Source organism: Bacillus sp. PS95 (genome assembly GCF_037963565.1).
GTDB classification, from domain to species: domain Bacteria; phylum Bacillota; class Bacilli; order Bacillales; family Bacillaceae; genus Bacillus; species Bacillus subtilis.
This window is the reverse complement of sequence record NZ_CP150160.1, coordinates 1,584,467-1,599,803: the sequence shown is the minus strand read 5'-3', so window position 1 is coordinate 1,599,803 and position 15,337 is coordinate 1,584,467. Positions and strand designations below refer to the sequence as shown.

Sequence of the window (15,337 nt, the reverse complement as noted above, 5' to 3'; positions counted from 1 at the left end):
TAATACTATAGTAAACACCAACCACTTAAGAGTCAAGCTATTTATAGTCCAAATCATTGAATAATTATTGAAACTTTTAGAATGTTACAAGTAGAAACAAATTTCATTTCAAGTGATGGATTGGAATTCCACACCTGAATTTATGCTCTATCTTTTTTACAATAGGAATGCAGTAAATTTATTATTAATATAATTTTTTACATTTTAGGTTAAATTATTACTTTAATCCATTCTATTTCATTCCAAGACACTTAACGCATTTTGTACTATTTCTATGTCTCCATATCAAATCACACTTCTGAAAAAAGTAAATTTCTTATGGATGGCAAAACAAAAAACCACATTATTATACATGTGGTTTACTAATTTAATACTGATACTAAGCATTCAGTAAAATTAATTCGGTTAATAACATACTCAAAGAACATACTTGTTCAGATACAAAATTTCTTTAATAGAGAGGCCAATCTTCTGATTAAAAGAAACAATTTAATTAAAAGGCTGTTGAGATATACTCAACAGCCTTTTAATTTTTTGTTCTTTTACCTATCTTCCGTTGTTTCTATTTCTAAGAAACGTTGGAATATCAAGCGTATCCTCTGAGGAGTGAAATGATCGTTGGTGATTATTTTTATTCTGATGTTGTTCTTCACGTTTCGATACTCTCTGTGTGTCTTGGTTTGATTTAGTCACTGGTGCAACTGGTCTCTCCTTAAGCTTAGATAGATCCAGTTCCTGTTCAATAAATCCAGTTGCAATTAAAGTTACAACAATTTCATCTTTTAGATCTTCGTTAATGATTGATCCAAAAATCATATTTACATCTTGATCTGATGCTGCAGCTACAATATCAGCCGCTTCTTGCACTTCATATAAACTTAAGTTTATACCACCTGTTATATTCAGGAGAACACCTTGAGCACCGTCAATTGCTGTTTCAAGTAATGGACTGGAAATTGCTTTTTTAGCAGCTTCAGCAGCACGGTTTTCACCTGTGGCAACTCCGATACCCATCAAAGCAGATCCTTTGTTTGACATGATTGTTTTCACATCAGCAAAGTCAAGGTTGATAAGACCAGGTGTAGCAATCAAGTCAGAAATACCTTGAACCCCTTGGCGAAGTACGTTATCCGCTTCACGGAATGCTTCAAGCATCGGTGTGTTTTTATCAACAATTTCAAGGATACGATCGTTCGGGATCACGATCAATGTATCCACCGCTTCTTTCATTGCCGAGATTCCGCCTGCAGCCTGAAGCTGTCTTTTGCGTCCTTCGAAGGTAAACGGTCTTGTCACAACGCCGACTGTTAATGCGCCTAAGTCTTTCGCGATTTGTGCGATAACCGGTGCGGCACCTGTTCCTGTTCCGCCGCCCATACCAGCTGTCACGAATACCATGTCAGCACCTTTAAGTGCTTCTTCAATCTGCTCTTTGCTTTCTTCAGCGGCTTTTTTCCCAACTTCCGGATTCGCACCTGCTCCCAATCCTCTAGTCAGCTTTGCGCCGATTTGCATTTTCACTTCTGCTTTTGACAGGTTAAGAGCTTGAGCGTCCGTGTTTACCGCGATATACTCTACTCCTTGCACTTCATTTTCAATCATTCGGTTAACGGCGTTGTTACCACCGCCTCCTACTCCGATTACTTTAATTGATGCTAAGCCGTCTATGTTTGTTTCGAACTCCAACATGCTAAATCCTCCTAATCTGCCGAATGACTATCTATCTATTCCCAAAACATGCTTAATAGTTTTTTCATTTTGCTCTGTTTATTATGTTCGGCTTGTGTTTTTTGTTTTCCTTTTGGCCGCTGCTGCACCTCATTTTGGTGATGATGCTGCTCTTGTTCCTCAGATGATGAGACTGCGATTTCCTGTATCGCTTCTTCAGGCATCTTAAAGCCTATTTTTCTGCCTTGGATTCTTGCATTCCGGCAGGCGAATTGGATCAGGCCCACTCCCGTCATATATTGAGGATCTCTTACACCGATATAATTCGGGCTTGCCACTCTGACATTGTTTTGCAGCACATCCTGCGCCAAAGACATGACACCCGGCATAGCTGCTTGTCCTCCTGTCAGCACGAAGCCTCCCGGCAGATCGGTAATACCCATACTGCGAAGCTCTTCTGAAACAATTTCAAGAATTTCTTCTACTCTCGCTTCAATGATATTCGCTGCTTCTTGCTGTGTAAATGTTTGTTTTTGATTGGTGCCTATAACGGTTACCTCAAATATTTCATCTTCCGAGGCTTCGTCATAGTAGGCATGTCCAAATTGCTTTTTCACGCGTTCTGCTTCTTCTGTTGACGTTCTCAATCCGATGGAGATATCTTTGGTGATATTTTCGCCTCCGAGAGGAATGACACGGGTAGAAGTGAGATGTCCGTTCTGGAATACGGCAATGGTTGTTGACCCTCCCCCTATATCAATGAGAGCCACACCAAGGTTTTTCTCGTCCTTTGATAATGCAGCAGAACCGGCTGCCAGCGGCTGAAGGCAAATATCAGTTATTTCAATACCAGCTCTTTCAACGCAGCGGAGTAAGTTATGTAAGATTGTTTTTGAACCGGTGATCAAGGTGCCCTCTACTTCTAAACGCACACCCAGCATTTTTTTCGGGTCGGTGATTTCATCTCTTCCATCTACGATAAACTGTTTAGGAATGACGTCAACAATCAGCTGTTCGTGCGGTACTGAAACAACCTGTGCCGCCTCCATGACACGGCGTACATCTTCAACCTGAATTTCTTTATTTTCACTGGAAACTGCTACAACACCGTTTGTATCTTGAATATTGATATAATTTCCATTAACGCCGACAATAGCTTTTCTAAGCGGAAAACCTACCATTCTTTCAGCTTGGTCAAACGCTTTTCTTATAGAATGAACGGTCTCATCTATATCAACGATTGAGCCTTTTTTCAACCCTTCAGACGGTACATTTCCCACACCGATAATATTAAGGGAATCATCTGTCATTTCTCCGACGATCACTTTTGTATTGGACGTACCGATGTCAAGACTGACGTAAAGTTCATTGTTGTTCATTCTATGGCACCTCCTCACATTTCGATCATTTCTATTCTATTATTTGCGGAACAACAATACAATGAATGTGGCTTTACAAGTGTGTAACAAAAAATAACAACAGAATATTTTTATGTGTTTTTCACATTTTATGTTTATTGAAAATATTCGTTATATCCTATGTATATCCTCTTTTATATCACATTTTTTTTATTTTTTTTAGAAAGAGTCCACTTTGTTAGTAGATTTCTTCTGATAACGGCTATATTCTGAAATAATCTGACTCCAAATGCGAATATACCTGCTAAATACAAGTCTACACCAAGATGGACTCCCAGAAAAGCTAAACTTATTGCCAATATAATATTAAAAAAGAAACCGGAAACAAATACCATTTCATCATATGTACCTTGTAAATGCGCCCTGATTCCGCCGATTAATGTATCAAGTGCGGCAAGCACCGCAAGCGATAAATAGTTTGAGTATTCACTCGGTATCGTTAAGTTTGTCATTAGTCCAATCGCTATTCCGAGCACCAGTCCCAAAACGGGCAGCCACATGACAATTCTCCTCCTTTTCAGTCTTTAAGCAGTTTCAGCTGTTGTACGTCCAGTGGTCTGTCATATGCTTTTAATGTTAGTTTGCTTTCAGATTTACCGGCTTTTAATGCTAAATTTTCAGATGCAAAAAGATCCTCAAGGCCTGACCCCTTCACTCTGCTGTGTAACATGTCCGGATCTTTGGCAAGCACTTTTACTGTTAAAGGATAATCGTCAAGGGCGTATCCGTCTATTTTTGTAGTGCCGTTTATATCTCTGATGACTGTATGATTCACAACTCTTCGCTCGTTAATCGAGATATGCTCTGCACCGTATGAGTTGAGTTCATTAATCAGCTTTTTCAGCAAATCCGGAGGCGGATTTTCGATCTGCTCTCCTGTTAAGCTTTCAGAAAAAAGCGGGGAAATCGTAATGACAATTCCGCTACCTATTATATCGGTCATGCCGGCTGTTTTTTTTAAGGATTGCAAGGTATTATTTAGCGCGGTTTCTTTTGTCATTTCTTTCGTTTGCGAATAGCTATTCAGCAGTTTGTCATATTTGTTTATTTCAGCCAACAGCTTTTCCTGCTTCTTCTGCTCCGATGTCAGCTCTTCCCTAATATCCCACATATCTCTTGTATCCCGGACTTTGGGGTGCTTTAACGAATTAAACTGAACAGATATCATCAGGCCGAAGATGACCATAAGCACACTGATGCTTATGAAGGAACGCTTTATTTTCAATCTATTTCACCCGCTTTTTCAGTCATTCCTTCGTTTTCAGAATCGGTTTCATTTGTACATTTTTCTCTTTTTCTGCCGAAACAGAAATATGATCCATTGACAGCTGATCAATTAGGCCTCCTGCGATATTTAACGAGGGCAGCAGGACATCTGGATCTCCAATAGCGGATACCGTAAACGGAGCGGGATGCTGCACCCCGTCTACCGTTACCACAGGACCATTGCATTTGATATACGAATCATGCGTCAAACGCTGCCCATTAACGGCGACAGCCGCCGCTCCTGAGATATACAGTTCGTTTACTACTTGGAAGATATGGCTTTCGTGAACGATGTAACTATTCACATTCTCCCCTTCCGGTATGTATGACGCATCTTCCAATGTCACCTCAACGCCTTCTCCCTGCACACCGACTTCCCCAATATACATCCTGTATTTTTCTGTATCTTCGAGGACATTATAGTATTCCGTCTTCTCTTTCTTCAGCTTATTTTCCGCCTGGCGGACTTTGTTTTGCTTTTGATATAATTCTTTTTCAAGCTTCTTATTTTCTTTCTCTTGTTTCAGAAGTTCATCTCTCAGCGCATATTCTTTTTTCCACTCTTCCGTCTCAGCCGCGCTTTTGTTGTTTTCTTTTGTCATTTGAAAAGAAAATGAAATCAAAAAGCCTGCGATAAGCATAATCAAGGAAAGAAGGACTGCTGATTTGCCCCTCAATTTTCATCTTCCTTTTTAGCAGCTTTATCGTTTTTTCCAAACTCTTCAAAATAGGTGGCAACTTCTAAATGAATGATTCCTTTTTTATTGCTGCTTAGCTGAGAAATGATAGAAGGATACGTCTTCATTCGGTCTGCAAACGTTTTAATAGATGCAGTGACAACATAACCGTCGTTCATGTACAACTTAATACGGTTTTCATCCATTTTTACAGGCGTATAATAAATTTCTGAAATCGACTGTTTTAACGAATTTGACAACGCATCGAGCTGCTTGGCCATTTGAGACCGCTTCTTCGCGTTTGTCCAATTCACTAAAATCGGTCCGGCATCATCCGGCGTTACTTCGTTTGGCAGAACTGAGCCGTTTTCAAGCACTTCATAGTACACATCGTCTTTTTCTAAATAAGCAATCGCTTTATATTCTTCGATTGCAATGTTGATTTTATTAGGAAGCGATTTGCTGATCTCCGCTTTTTTCACTAATTTATTTTGCTGAATCTTCTTTTCTGTTTTTTGCTTGTCCAAACTCCAAAACTCAGTATCTCCGCTGTTAATATCGGAAAGGTCGATAATTTCCTTTTTTGATACATTTTCATTCCCTGTAACAGAGATTGTTGATACTTTACTGATTGGTGTTTGCAGGTACACAATGATCAGCACCATAATAAAAAAGAGCATAATAAATGAAATGAGACGGCGGTTGGCCTTTTGTTTCCTCTGCTCTTTAATTTTAGGGATCCGCTCTTCAATGTTAACGATTTTTTCTCGGTCTTGACCCGGGTTCATTGCCTGTTCACCTCATTCAAATGAAACAGCTGTTAAAAGTCTGTCTATTCCAAAACAAACGGCATACTATGATGCCGTTTGTCGTTTGCTTACAGTATATCATATGAACAGCTTCATTCAGAACTTGAATCAGCGATTTCCGCCGATGATTTCAACCTCTGTGTGCATATCAATCTCGTATTTTTCACGGATTGTCTTTTTCACATGGTCAATGAGATCAAGCACATCTTTTGCTGATGCTCCTCCCGCATTGACGATGAAGTTTCCGTGCATCTCCGATATCTTTGCACCGCCGATTTGATATCCTTTCAAGCCTGCTTTTTCTACAAGGTTCCCGGCATGATTCGGAAGCGGATTTCTGAATATGCTTCCCGCACAAGGGCTTGAATACGGCTGTGTATTTTTTCTATAGTCTTTATTGCTTTGCATTTGCTGAACGATTGATTCCTTATCCTTCTGCTCCAGCTGCAAAACAGCTTCAAGGCAAACGCCCGGGCGTTTCTTTTGCAGTACAGATGTCCTGTAGCTGAAATCCATCTGCTCATTTGTCAGCCACTCAATCGTTCCGTCTTCAAATAAAATATGCGCTTTGACGAGGATCTCGCTCATATCAGAACCGTGAGCGCCGGCATTCATATAAACCGCTCCGCCGACTGATCCTGGAATGCCGGCAGCAAATTCCAAACCGGACAGGCCTTTTTTGCTCAATGATGTAGCAAGGCGGACCACTGAATAACCGCCTCCGACTGTTACTTGTTCCCCTTCAAGCTCCAAATGGTCAAGACCCGCACCCAACTTGATTACTACGCCTCTAATTCCTTCATCTAAAACCAGAAGATTTGATCCGCGGCCGATGACTGTCCACTTCACATCATATTTTTTAATCACGTCCATGATGTCTTTAACAGCATCCACACTGCTTGGAATGACCAATACATCCGCAGGTCCGCCGATTTTCATCGTTGTATGATTCGCGAGCGGTTCATTTGCAAGAACCTTGCCGACTTCGCGTTCTTTTAATTCCTGTATCACTTTCTCCATCGTAAACCTCCGCATTCCATTTGCTTTTCTACTATTTTTTTAATTCCTCGAGTACGCTGTATAAACGGGCAGCCGCGTCAGGAACACCGAGTGACTTTGTTCGTTCGCTCATTTCCTTTAACGTTTGCTCATTCAGTACAATCCGGTCTAGCGCTTCAATCAGCTTCTCCCCGCTGAGCTCTGTTTCTTTCAGTACAATCGCCGCATCATGCTGGCCAAGAGACCTCGCATTGACCTCCTGGTGATTCGCTGTCACATATGGACTCGGGATCAGAACACTTGGGATTCCGAGAGCAGTAATTTCGGCAATCGTTGTCGCACCGGCTCTGGCCACAATGACATCAATGGCCTTTAAATACTCAGGCATTTGATGAAGAAACGGCTTTGTGACCATATTATCAGCGGCACCCTTGCTTTTCAGCTCATTCATTACTTTTTCATAGTGAACTTCACCGGTGATATACAGCACTTGATAGTCTCTTGTTTTCAGCGCATCCTGCATGTCAATGACAGCGCGGTTAATCGGTGCAGCGCCTCGGCTTCCGCCGAAAATTAAGACCGTTTTTTTGTCTTCAGAAAGCCCAAATTCAGCCATTGATCGTCCCGTCTTTATTGAGACGACTTCAGAGGCTCTCGGGTTTCCCGTAAATACAACTTTCTCGCTAGGAAAATGTGATTTCGCTTCTTCAAAACAAATCGCTACTTTATTAACATATTTTGAAAGAAACTTATTCGTGATGCCCGGCAGGCTGTTTTGTTCATGGACAATAGTCGGAATTCCCATTTTCGCAGCGGCATAGACAACCGGCCCGCATACATAACCGCCCGTTCCAATTACGGCATCGGGCTTAAATTCCGCTAAATACGATTTACTCTTTTTGACGCCCTTCAGAAAACGCATCACAGTCTTGACATTTTCAAATGACAATTTTCTTTTAAATCCTGTAATTTCAATTGAACGAAACGGTATATTCTCCCGCTCAACAATTTTTTTCTCCAGCCCGTTTTCTGTTCCGATATATAAAAATTCCACATTAGGATGACGTCTTTGCACTTCTTTAATAAAAGCAAGCGCAGGATAAATATGTCCCCCTGTACCGCCTCCGCTTATTGCAATTCGCATTTCTTTTCCCCCAGTCTAAGTTTCTCTATAACATAACGATAACCCTGTTTTGTTGGACAGGGTTATCGCATCAATTGTTTCCAAGCTTCATGTTAGACAGGAAGCATGGACATACATTCGTTAATACCTCGAGTAGCGGCTTACATTCAGCAGCACACCAACTGCCATCAGCATTAGAGTCAATGAAGAGCCTCCGTAGCTCAGAAACGGGAGCGTGATGCCTGTTACAGGAATCAGGCCCGTGACTACGCCGATATTGATCATGACTTGAATGGCAATCATTGAAATAATACCGACTGCGACAAAGCTTCCGTACAGATCAGGGGCACCAAGCGCAATTCTGATTCCTCTCCACAGCAGGACGCTGAAGAGGAGCAAAATAAGTGTTCCCCCGATAAAGCCCAGCTCCTCTGACAAGATGGCGAAAATAAAGTCTGTTTGCGGCTCAGGCAGATAAAAGAATTTCTGTCTGCTTTGTCCGAGCCCCATTCCGAACAACCCGCCGGGCCCCACTGCATAAAGCGATTGAATGATCTGAAATCCGCTTCCGAGCGGGTCTTCCCATGGATTTAAGTATGAGGTAATCCGCTTAATCCGATATGGAGCCGATAGTACGAGCCCGACAAATCCGCTGAGGCCGATCAGTCCGAGAAAGACGAAATGGGCGATCCGCGCGCCGGCTACAAAAATCATGACAATACAAGTTCCGACCATTACTGTCCCCGTTCCGAGGTCAGGCTGGCACATGATAATCAAAAATGCTGAAAACACGATGCCAAGTGCAGGGACGAACCCCCGTCTGAACGATGTGATGTTTTTTTGTTTTTCAGAGAGAAATTTAGCAAGGAATGCAATCATCGCAAGCTTCATAAACTCTGAAGGCTGTATGCTGAATGCTCCGACTCCGATCCAGCTTCTTGAACCGTTCCGCACCATTCCGACGCCCGGTATCAAAACAAGCACCAGAAGGAAAAAGCAGATAACCATCAGCAATTTGGACCATGTCCTCCAAGTCCAATAATCGACATTCATGATAAAAAACATAGCAATGACGCCGATTCCCGCAAACAAAAGCTGCCGTTTCGCGAAAAAGAATGAGTCGTCAAATTTATAATCCGCCCATACCGCACTCGCACTGTACACCATAATTAATCCGATTGTTAATAATAATAACGTAATGATGACCAATAACAAATCAGGCGATGTTTTTTTAGTAGTCAAAGCAATCGACACCCCAAGCTTAAAGTCATTAGGGCTGCCGATTTACTTCAAGACAAGCCCTTACTTAAGCATATGCACGGCATCTATAAACATGTCACCGCGTTCTTCAAATGTTTTGAATTGATCCCAGCTCGCACACGCGGGTGACAGCAGGATGACATCTCCTTCATTTGAGAGCGCAAACGCCGCAGATACTGCTTGTTCAACATTATCGACACGTTTGACATGTTGTATTCCCAGTTCATTGCCGAGTTTCTCGAGTTTTGGCGCCGTCTGGCCAAATGTAAGCACTGCTTTGACATGCTTCATATAAGGTTTCAAGTCATCAAAACCATTTCCGCGATCCAGTCCGCCCGCAAGCAGAATGACCGGCTTGTCAAAAGCTGAAAGCGCCTTGCTTGTCGCCAGAATGTTTGTTGCTTTACTGTCGTTATAAAATTTGCGGCCATTCACAGTTGTGACATATTGGAGGCGGTGCTTCACACCAGTAAAGCTTGTCAGCACCTTTTTAACCGCCTCATTGGATGCTCCTGCCGTTTTCACAACTGCAATAGCTGCTAAAATGTTCTCCAGGTTATGAGCACCGGGCAGTACAACCTCTTCCAGAGGAAGAATGGCTTCGCCGTTAAACATAATCATACTGTCTTTTACATATGCGCCCTGTTCAAGCGTTTTGCTGACTGAAAACGGGACGATTTCGGCTTTTCCGGCTTCAGCAAGACGCACGACGGTTTCATCATCCTGGTTGACAATGGCTTTATCTGAAGCAGTCTGATGAAGGTACACTTTCTGTTTCGCTTTTTCATAGTTTTCGCGCGTATGGTGATAATCCAGATGGGCGTCAAATACATTTAAAATCAGGCTGATTTCCGGTCTGAAAGCGTGTGTTCCCATCAGCTGAAACGAAGACAGTTCGGTAACGATCCATTCATCTCCATCAGCATGATAGGCAACCTCACTTGCGACTGTGCCGATGTTTCCGGCAATCAGTGCTTTTTGCGAGTCAGCTTTGAGCATTTCGTAAATTAGCGTTGTCGTGGTCGTTTTACCGTTCGATCCGGTAATCCCGATAAACTTGGCGCTGGTCAGGTAGTAAGCGAGCTCAATTTCCGTCCAAACCGGAATGCCTCGTTTCTCCGCTTCCTGAACCATAATATTTTCATAAGGAATTCCCGGGTTTTTGATCAGAATCGTGATTTGATGCTGATCGAACAGAGAAACTGGATGCTCTCCGCAAACAACTTCGATTCCTTTTTCAGAAAGCTTTTGTGCCGGTTCATTTTCTTCAAAAGGCTTTTGGTCATTGACTGCAACATAAATGCCTTTTTCATGAAGAATGGAGGCCGCCGCATATCCGCTTTTCGCAAGCCCAAGGATTAAAAAATGCTGTTTCTGTAAAAATTGATCATTTTCCACTTATAACCACACCTCGATGTAAATTCCTAAAACGGCAAGCAAAAGTCCCGCAGCCCAAAACGTCACGACTACTCTCCATTCAGACCAGCCGACAAGCTCATAATGGTGATGAAGCGGACTCATTTTAAAGATTCGTTTACCTGTCGTTTTAAAGCTGATGACCTGCAAAATAACAGATAATGTCTCGATAACGAATACACCGCCGATGATAACCAGCAGGATCTCTAATTTCGTTAAAATGGCAATGGTAACGATGGCTCCTCCCAATGCAAGCGATCCCGTATCTCCCATAAAAACTTTGGCCGGATGAGCATTAAATACAAGGAAGCCCAGAACTGCACCGACAACGGCAACTGAGAAAATCGCTACGTCATATTGAGACTGATTCCATGCCAGAATGGCAAAGGCGCCAAAGGCAATCGCCGCAGTACCGGACAATAACCCGTCAAGGCCGTCAGTCAGGTTAACTGCGTTTGATCCGCCGACAAGCATAAAGAGCACAAGGATAAAGTAAGCCCAGCCAAGATCAAATGATAAGTCAGTTCCAGGAATGCGAATATCCGTCGCAAAATTGTAGTAATGATACACGGCGTAAAATACAACTGCAATAATAATTTGTCCGATCAGCTTTTGCTTTGATGTCAATCCAAGATTGCGCTTCATGACAACCTTGATGTAATCATCTAAAAAGCCAAGCAAACCGTAGCCTAGCGTAACAAACAGAAGCAGCACCATTTCGGGGCTTATTTCTGAAAACTTCTGTGTCATAACAATTGTTGTCACTATGATAGAAAGTATGATCATGACCCCGCCCATTGTCGGTGTCCCTGATTTTTTCTGATGTGATTTCGGTCCTTCTTCTCTAATACTCTGGCCGAATTTTAATCTTCTTAAAAACGGAATAAGAATCGGAGAGAGCAGAACACTAATTAAAAACCCCATTAAAATTGTAAACAGAATGACTTGCTCAAGCATTGTCCTTTTCTCCTCCTGTTTCTTTCAAACGACATACGTAGTTATCATATTCATGATTTTTTTCCATATGAAAAATCTTTTCAAGCTCCATTATTCAGTAACATCTCTTTCCTATGAATTCGTCTTATTCTTATTGAGTTCAACAATGGCTCTCGCCGCTACTTCAGCATCATCAAAATCGAAAGTTTCATTTCCGATCTGCTGATAGGTTTCATGTCCTTTTCCGGCAATGAGGACAACGTCGCCTTTTTTGGCATTGGCAATTGCGAAAAAGATCGCCTGTTCGCGGTTTGCAATACTGTGATAGTATGCGTTCTCTACTCCGGCTTCCATATCTCTTAAAATCGCGCGAGGATCTTCGCTTCTCGGGTTATCTGACGTGAAAATCGGCTCGTCAGCCAGCTCCACAGCAATTTTAGCCATTTTCGGGCGCTTCGTCTTATCTCTGTCTCCTCCGCAGCCGACAACGACAAATAGCTTTCCTTCCGTCATGTCTCTGCATGTCTCCAGCACATTTTCAAGGCTGTCCGGTGTGTGCGCGTAGTCTACAATGACAGGAAACTCCTGCTGCTGATTGACCAATTCAAAACGGCCTCTTACACCATGCAATTCTTCAACAGCTTCAGTGATGATTTCAAACGGTATGCCTGCTGCAATACATGTCGCAACAGCGGCCAGCACGTTATACACATTAAATTGTCCGACGAGAGACATCGTGATGTGCTTCGTGCCTTTGTTTGTCACGAGATCAAAGCTTGTGCCCTGTGCAGTGATACTGATGTTCTTCGCCATCACATCAGCATCGTTTTTAATTCCGTATGTAGAGATATGCGCAGCTGTTACCTTTTCAAAATAAGCGCTCGCCTCATCGTCAGCATTCAGGACGGCACGCTTTGGATGTTCATGGTTGAAAGCCCCGCCAAGTTGGGAAAAGAGCAAGCTTTTTGCATGCCGGTACTCATCCATCGTTTTATGATAGTCCAGATGGTCCTGTGTTAAATTCGTAAACACGGCAATATCATAATCACAGCCATGGACGCGTCCTAAAGACAAAGCGTGGGAAGAAACCTCCATGATTGCAGTGTCAACATGCTTGTCATTCATTTTCTTAAACGTTTTCTGCAGCGTGACGCTTTCCGGAGTCGTGTTTTTAACAGGAAGTGTTTCGTCTCCGATTTTCATGTACATTGTACCGATCAAGCCTGTGCGTTTTCCCGCTTTTTTCAGAATCTCATCGACCATGTGGGTCGTTGATGTTTTGCCGTTTGTCCCTGTTATCCCAATCAGCTGAAGCTTCTTCGTCGGCTGTCCGTAAAACGCATCAGACAAAACGCTGAGCGCGCGAAGTGACTGCCGGACAATAATAACAGGAACATTCACATCGACCTCTCTTTCTGCCACAATAGCCGCTGCACCGTTTTCTACTGCTTTTTGCGCAAAATCGTGGCCATCCACCGTATACCCTTTTACACATACAAAAAGACTCCCTTTCTTTACTTCCCTGGAGTCCATCTCAATTGAAGTTATTTCAGGGTCTTGTGAGTCGTTTACAGAAGGTTCGGTTGTTAAGTATGTAAGCAGCTTTGTAAGTTTCATCGTATCAAACCTCTCAACATTCTAATTCGTTCTTTTTATCATTGAAGTCACATCAAATGATGTGGTAATGATTTTAAGCATACAGTTCATATTTTAGCGTAAATAAAAGGATACATCCAGCTAATCTTGAAAGATATCAGCATTTTTTCTGCAATAAAAGAATAGGCAGCCCGAATCAATCGGCTGCCTCCTTTTCATCTTCTTCAGTCAAATACACGCGTATCTTTGAGCCTTCTTTTACTTTCGTTCCGGCAGCTGGCGATTGTTTAACGATTTTGCTCCCTTTCCCGGAAGCATCCACATTGAGATTCACCAATAGTGACTCAAGATCTGAGACAGACATCCCTACAACATTCGGAACTTCTATTGTTTTTGTGTCGTTCCATTGGTATTTTTTCTCGATTTGATTTTTCCGGGGCTTCACACCAAGTTCCGGCAGACTGTCTCTCATAATATTTCCGACAATAGGCGCTGCCACCGTTCCGCCAAACTGAATCGTGCCTTTCGGGTTATCCACCGCAACGTAGACGACTAGACTCGGATCATCAGCTGGCGCGAAACCGATAAATGATACAATATGGTTGTTTTCAAGATATTTTCCATCTTTAACCTTTTGTGCAGTTCCCGTTTTTCCTCCGACACGATATCCTTCTACAAATGCATTGCGGCCGGTTCCTTCTGCGACGACGCTTTCTAGAGCATAGCGGATTTGTTTGGATGTTTCCTCAGAAATGACTTGTTTCTTTGCGATTGGTGATTGTTTTTTGACCGTTTTCTTCGTAACAGGATCGATCCATTCCTTTGCAATATAAGGTGTGTAGAGCGTTCCTCCGTTTACAGCGGCGGATACTGCTGCAACCTGCTGAATCGGCGTGACGGATACTCCCTGTCCGAAAGCCGTAGTTGCTTGCTCCACCGGGCCCACTCTCTCAAGCGGGAATAAGATGCCTGTTCCCTCGCCTTGGAGATCAATCCCCGTTTTTTGTCCAAAACCAAAGTCTTTGATATATTTGAAAAGCTTTTCCTTTCCTAAGCGCTCGCCTAATTCAACAAACCCCGGGTTGCAGGAGTTCTGCACAACTTCCAGATACGTCTGAAGCCCGTGCCCGCCTCTTTTCCAGCACCGCAGTCTCGCTCCGTCCACTTCCGCATGCCCTTTATCATAAAATTGATCCCGTTTCAAATTTACTTTTTGCTCTTCAAGGGCTGCTGCAAGTGTAATAATTTTAAAGGTAGATCCCGGTTCATACGTGCTCCATACTGGCAGGTTTCGATTGTAGACGGACGGATCAACAGATTGGTAATCAGCAGGGTCGAAGTCAGGCCTGCTAGACATCCCCAAAATTTCTCCGTTTTTCGGATTCATGGCTACGGCAATCATGCCGTCCGGATGATATTTGGCCTCAGCGTTATCAAGCTCTCTTTCCATTATCGTCTGGACCTTTGAATCAACCGTCAGCTTCATATCAAGCCCATCCTTAGGCGGCGTATAGTCATCCGCTTCATCAGGCATTTTTTTACCCTTGGCATCTGTATAAAACTTGACAGAACCTTTTTCCCCTTTTAAATCATCGTCGTAATAGGCTTCCAATCCAAGGAGTCCTTGGTTGTCAATTCCTGCAAATCCAAGCACATGAGATAAAAAGCTGCCGAACGGGTAATGACGGATACTGTCCTCCGCAACATACACACCTTTTAAATCAAGCGCTTTAATTTCCTTCGCCTTCTCATTTGAAATTTTTCTCCCTTCAGGAGTGATCTTTTCGATTGACGCTTTTTTTGTCACATGTTTATATACTTTTTCTTCTGACATATTGAGCACCGCCGCAAGCTGCTTGCTCGTTTTCATTGGATTCTGAACTTGGCGCGGCACGACGAATACGGTCGGCGCACTTTTATTTGTTGCCAGCTTCACACCGTTCCGATCCAGAATCTCGCCTCTCTCCGGCTCAAACGGCAAGTTACGGCTCCAGGAATCTTTCGCCAGCGAAGTCAGTTTTTCGCCCATCACAAACTGAACATACCCCAGCCTTGTATCAATGATCAGAAACACGATCACGCCAAAAAGCAAAACAAATAATAAACGTTTTCTAACCGTTACATTCGAGACGCGCAAGAGACCGTTCACTCCTTATTTAGGCTTGTTTC

Annotated in this window: 13 protein-coding genes; all 13 read right to left on the bottom strand. The window is 42.8% G+C overall.

The features are described 5' to 3' along the window. Window positions 1-546: 546 nt before the first annotated feature. The 13 genes from ftsZ to NSQ12_RS08470 all read right to left on the bottom strand — a co-directional run bounded on the left by ftsZ (window position 547) and on the right by NSQ12_RS08470 (window position 15,305). Window positions 547-1,689 carry a cell division protein FtsZ gene (gene ftsZ / locus NSQ12_RS08530; protein WP_095843675.1) on the bottom strand — a complete coding sequence of 381 codons (1,143 nt, stop codon included), beginning with the start codon at window positions 1,687-1,689 and terminating at the stop codon, window positions 547-549. A 35-nt stretch (window positions 1,690-1,724) separates the two neighbouring features. After that, the gene (gene ftsA, locus NSQ12_RS08525) at window positions 1,725-3,047 is read right to left on the bottom strand and encodes a cell division protein FtsA (RefSeq protein ID WP_003232169.1); all 1,323 of its coding nucleotides are present in this window, start codon (window positions 3,045-3,047) and stop codon (window positions 1,725-1,727) included. A gap of 173 nt (window positions 3,048-3,220) precedes the next feature. After that, on the bottom strand, window positions 3,221-3,586 hold the full coding sequence (locus NSQ12_RS08520; RefSeq protein ID WP_003238683.1) for a small basic family protein: 366 nt from the start codon (window positions 3,584-3,586) through the stop codon (window positions 3,221-3,223). A gap of 17 nt (window positions 3,587-3,603) precedes the next feature. Further along, window positions 3,604-4,311: a DUF881 domain-containing protein gene (locus NSQ12_RS08515; RefSeq protein ID WP_095843674.1), complete on the bottom strand. Its 708-nt coding sequence runs from the start codon at window positions 4,309-4,311 to the stop codon at window positions 3,604-3,606. Between the two features lie 22 nt (window positions 4,312-4,333). Continuing rightward, window positions 4,334-5,029, bottom strand: a complete 696-nt coding sequence (locus tag NSQ12_RS08510; RefSeq protein ID WP_014476745.1) for a DUF881 domain-containing protein — start codon at window positions 5,027-5,029, stop codon at window positions 4,334-4,336. Continuing rightward, entirely contained in the window at window positions 5,026-5,817 is a 792-nt protein-coding gene (divIB, locus tag NSQ12_RS08505; RefSeq protein WP_003232178.1) for a cell division protein DivIB, read from the bottom strand. The genes NSQ12_RS08510 and divIB overlap by 4 nt, the downstream gene beginning before the upstream one ends. 129 nt (window positions 5,818-5,946) lie before the next feature. After that, complete coding sequence (murB, locus tag NSQ12_RS08500; protein ID WP_003232182.1) at window positions 5,947-6,858, bottom strand: UDP-N-acetylmuramate dehydrogenase; 912 nt, start codon at window positions 6,856-6,858, stop codon at window positions 5,947-5,949. A 31-nt stretch (window positions 6,859-6,889) separates the two neighbouring features. Continuing rightward, window positions 6,890-7,981, bottom strand: a complete 1,092-nt coding sequence (murG, locus tag NSQ12_RS08495; RefSeq protein WP_015383602.1) for an undecaprenyldiphospho-muramoylpentapeptide beta-N-acetylglucosaminyltransferase — start codon at window positions 7,979-7,981, stop codon at window positions 6,890-6,892. A 120-nt stretch (window positions 7,982-8,101) separates the two neighbouring features. Next, entirely contained in the window at window positions 8,102-9,202 is a 1,101-nt protein-coding gene (gene spoVE / locus NSQ12_RS08490) for a stage V sporulation protein E (RefSeq protein WP_003244810.1), read from the bottom strand. A gap of 60 nt (window positions 9,203-9,262) precedes the next feature. After that, complete coding sequence (gene murD / locus NSQ12_RS08485) at window positions 9,263-10,618, bottom strand: UDP-N-acetylmuramoyl-L-alanine--D-glutamate ligase (protein ID WP_003232189.1); 1,356 nt, start codon at window positions 10,616-10,618, stop codon at window positions 9,263-9,265. Next, window positions 10,619-11,593, bottom strand: a complete 975-nt coding sequence (gene mraY, locus NSQ12_RS08480) for a phospho-N-acetylmuramoyl-pentapeptide-transferase (protein ID WP_003232192.1) — start codon at window positions 11,591-11,593, stop codon at window positions 10,619-10,621. It lies immediately after the preceding gene. A gap of 111 nt (window positions 11,594-11,704) precedes the next feature. After that, window positions 11,705-13,189, bottom strand: coding sequence for a UDP-N-acetylmuramoyl-L-alanyl-D-glutamate--2,6-diaminopimelate ligase (locus NSQ12_RS08475; protein ID WP_003245326.1), 1,485 nt, complete (start codon window positions 13,187-13,189; stop codon window positions 11,705-11,707). Between the two features lie 175 nt (window positions 13,190-13,364). Next, entirely contained in the window at window positions 13,365-15,305 is a 1,941-nt protein-coding gene (locus tag NSQ12_RS08470) for a stage V sporulation protein D (protein WP_003245048.1), read from the bottom strand. Window positions 15,306-15,337: the final 32 nt, after the last annotated feature.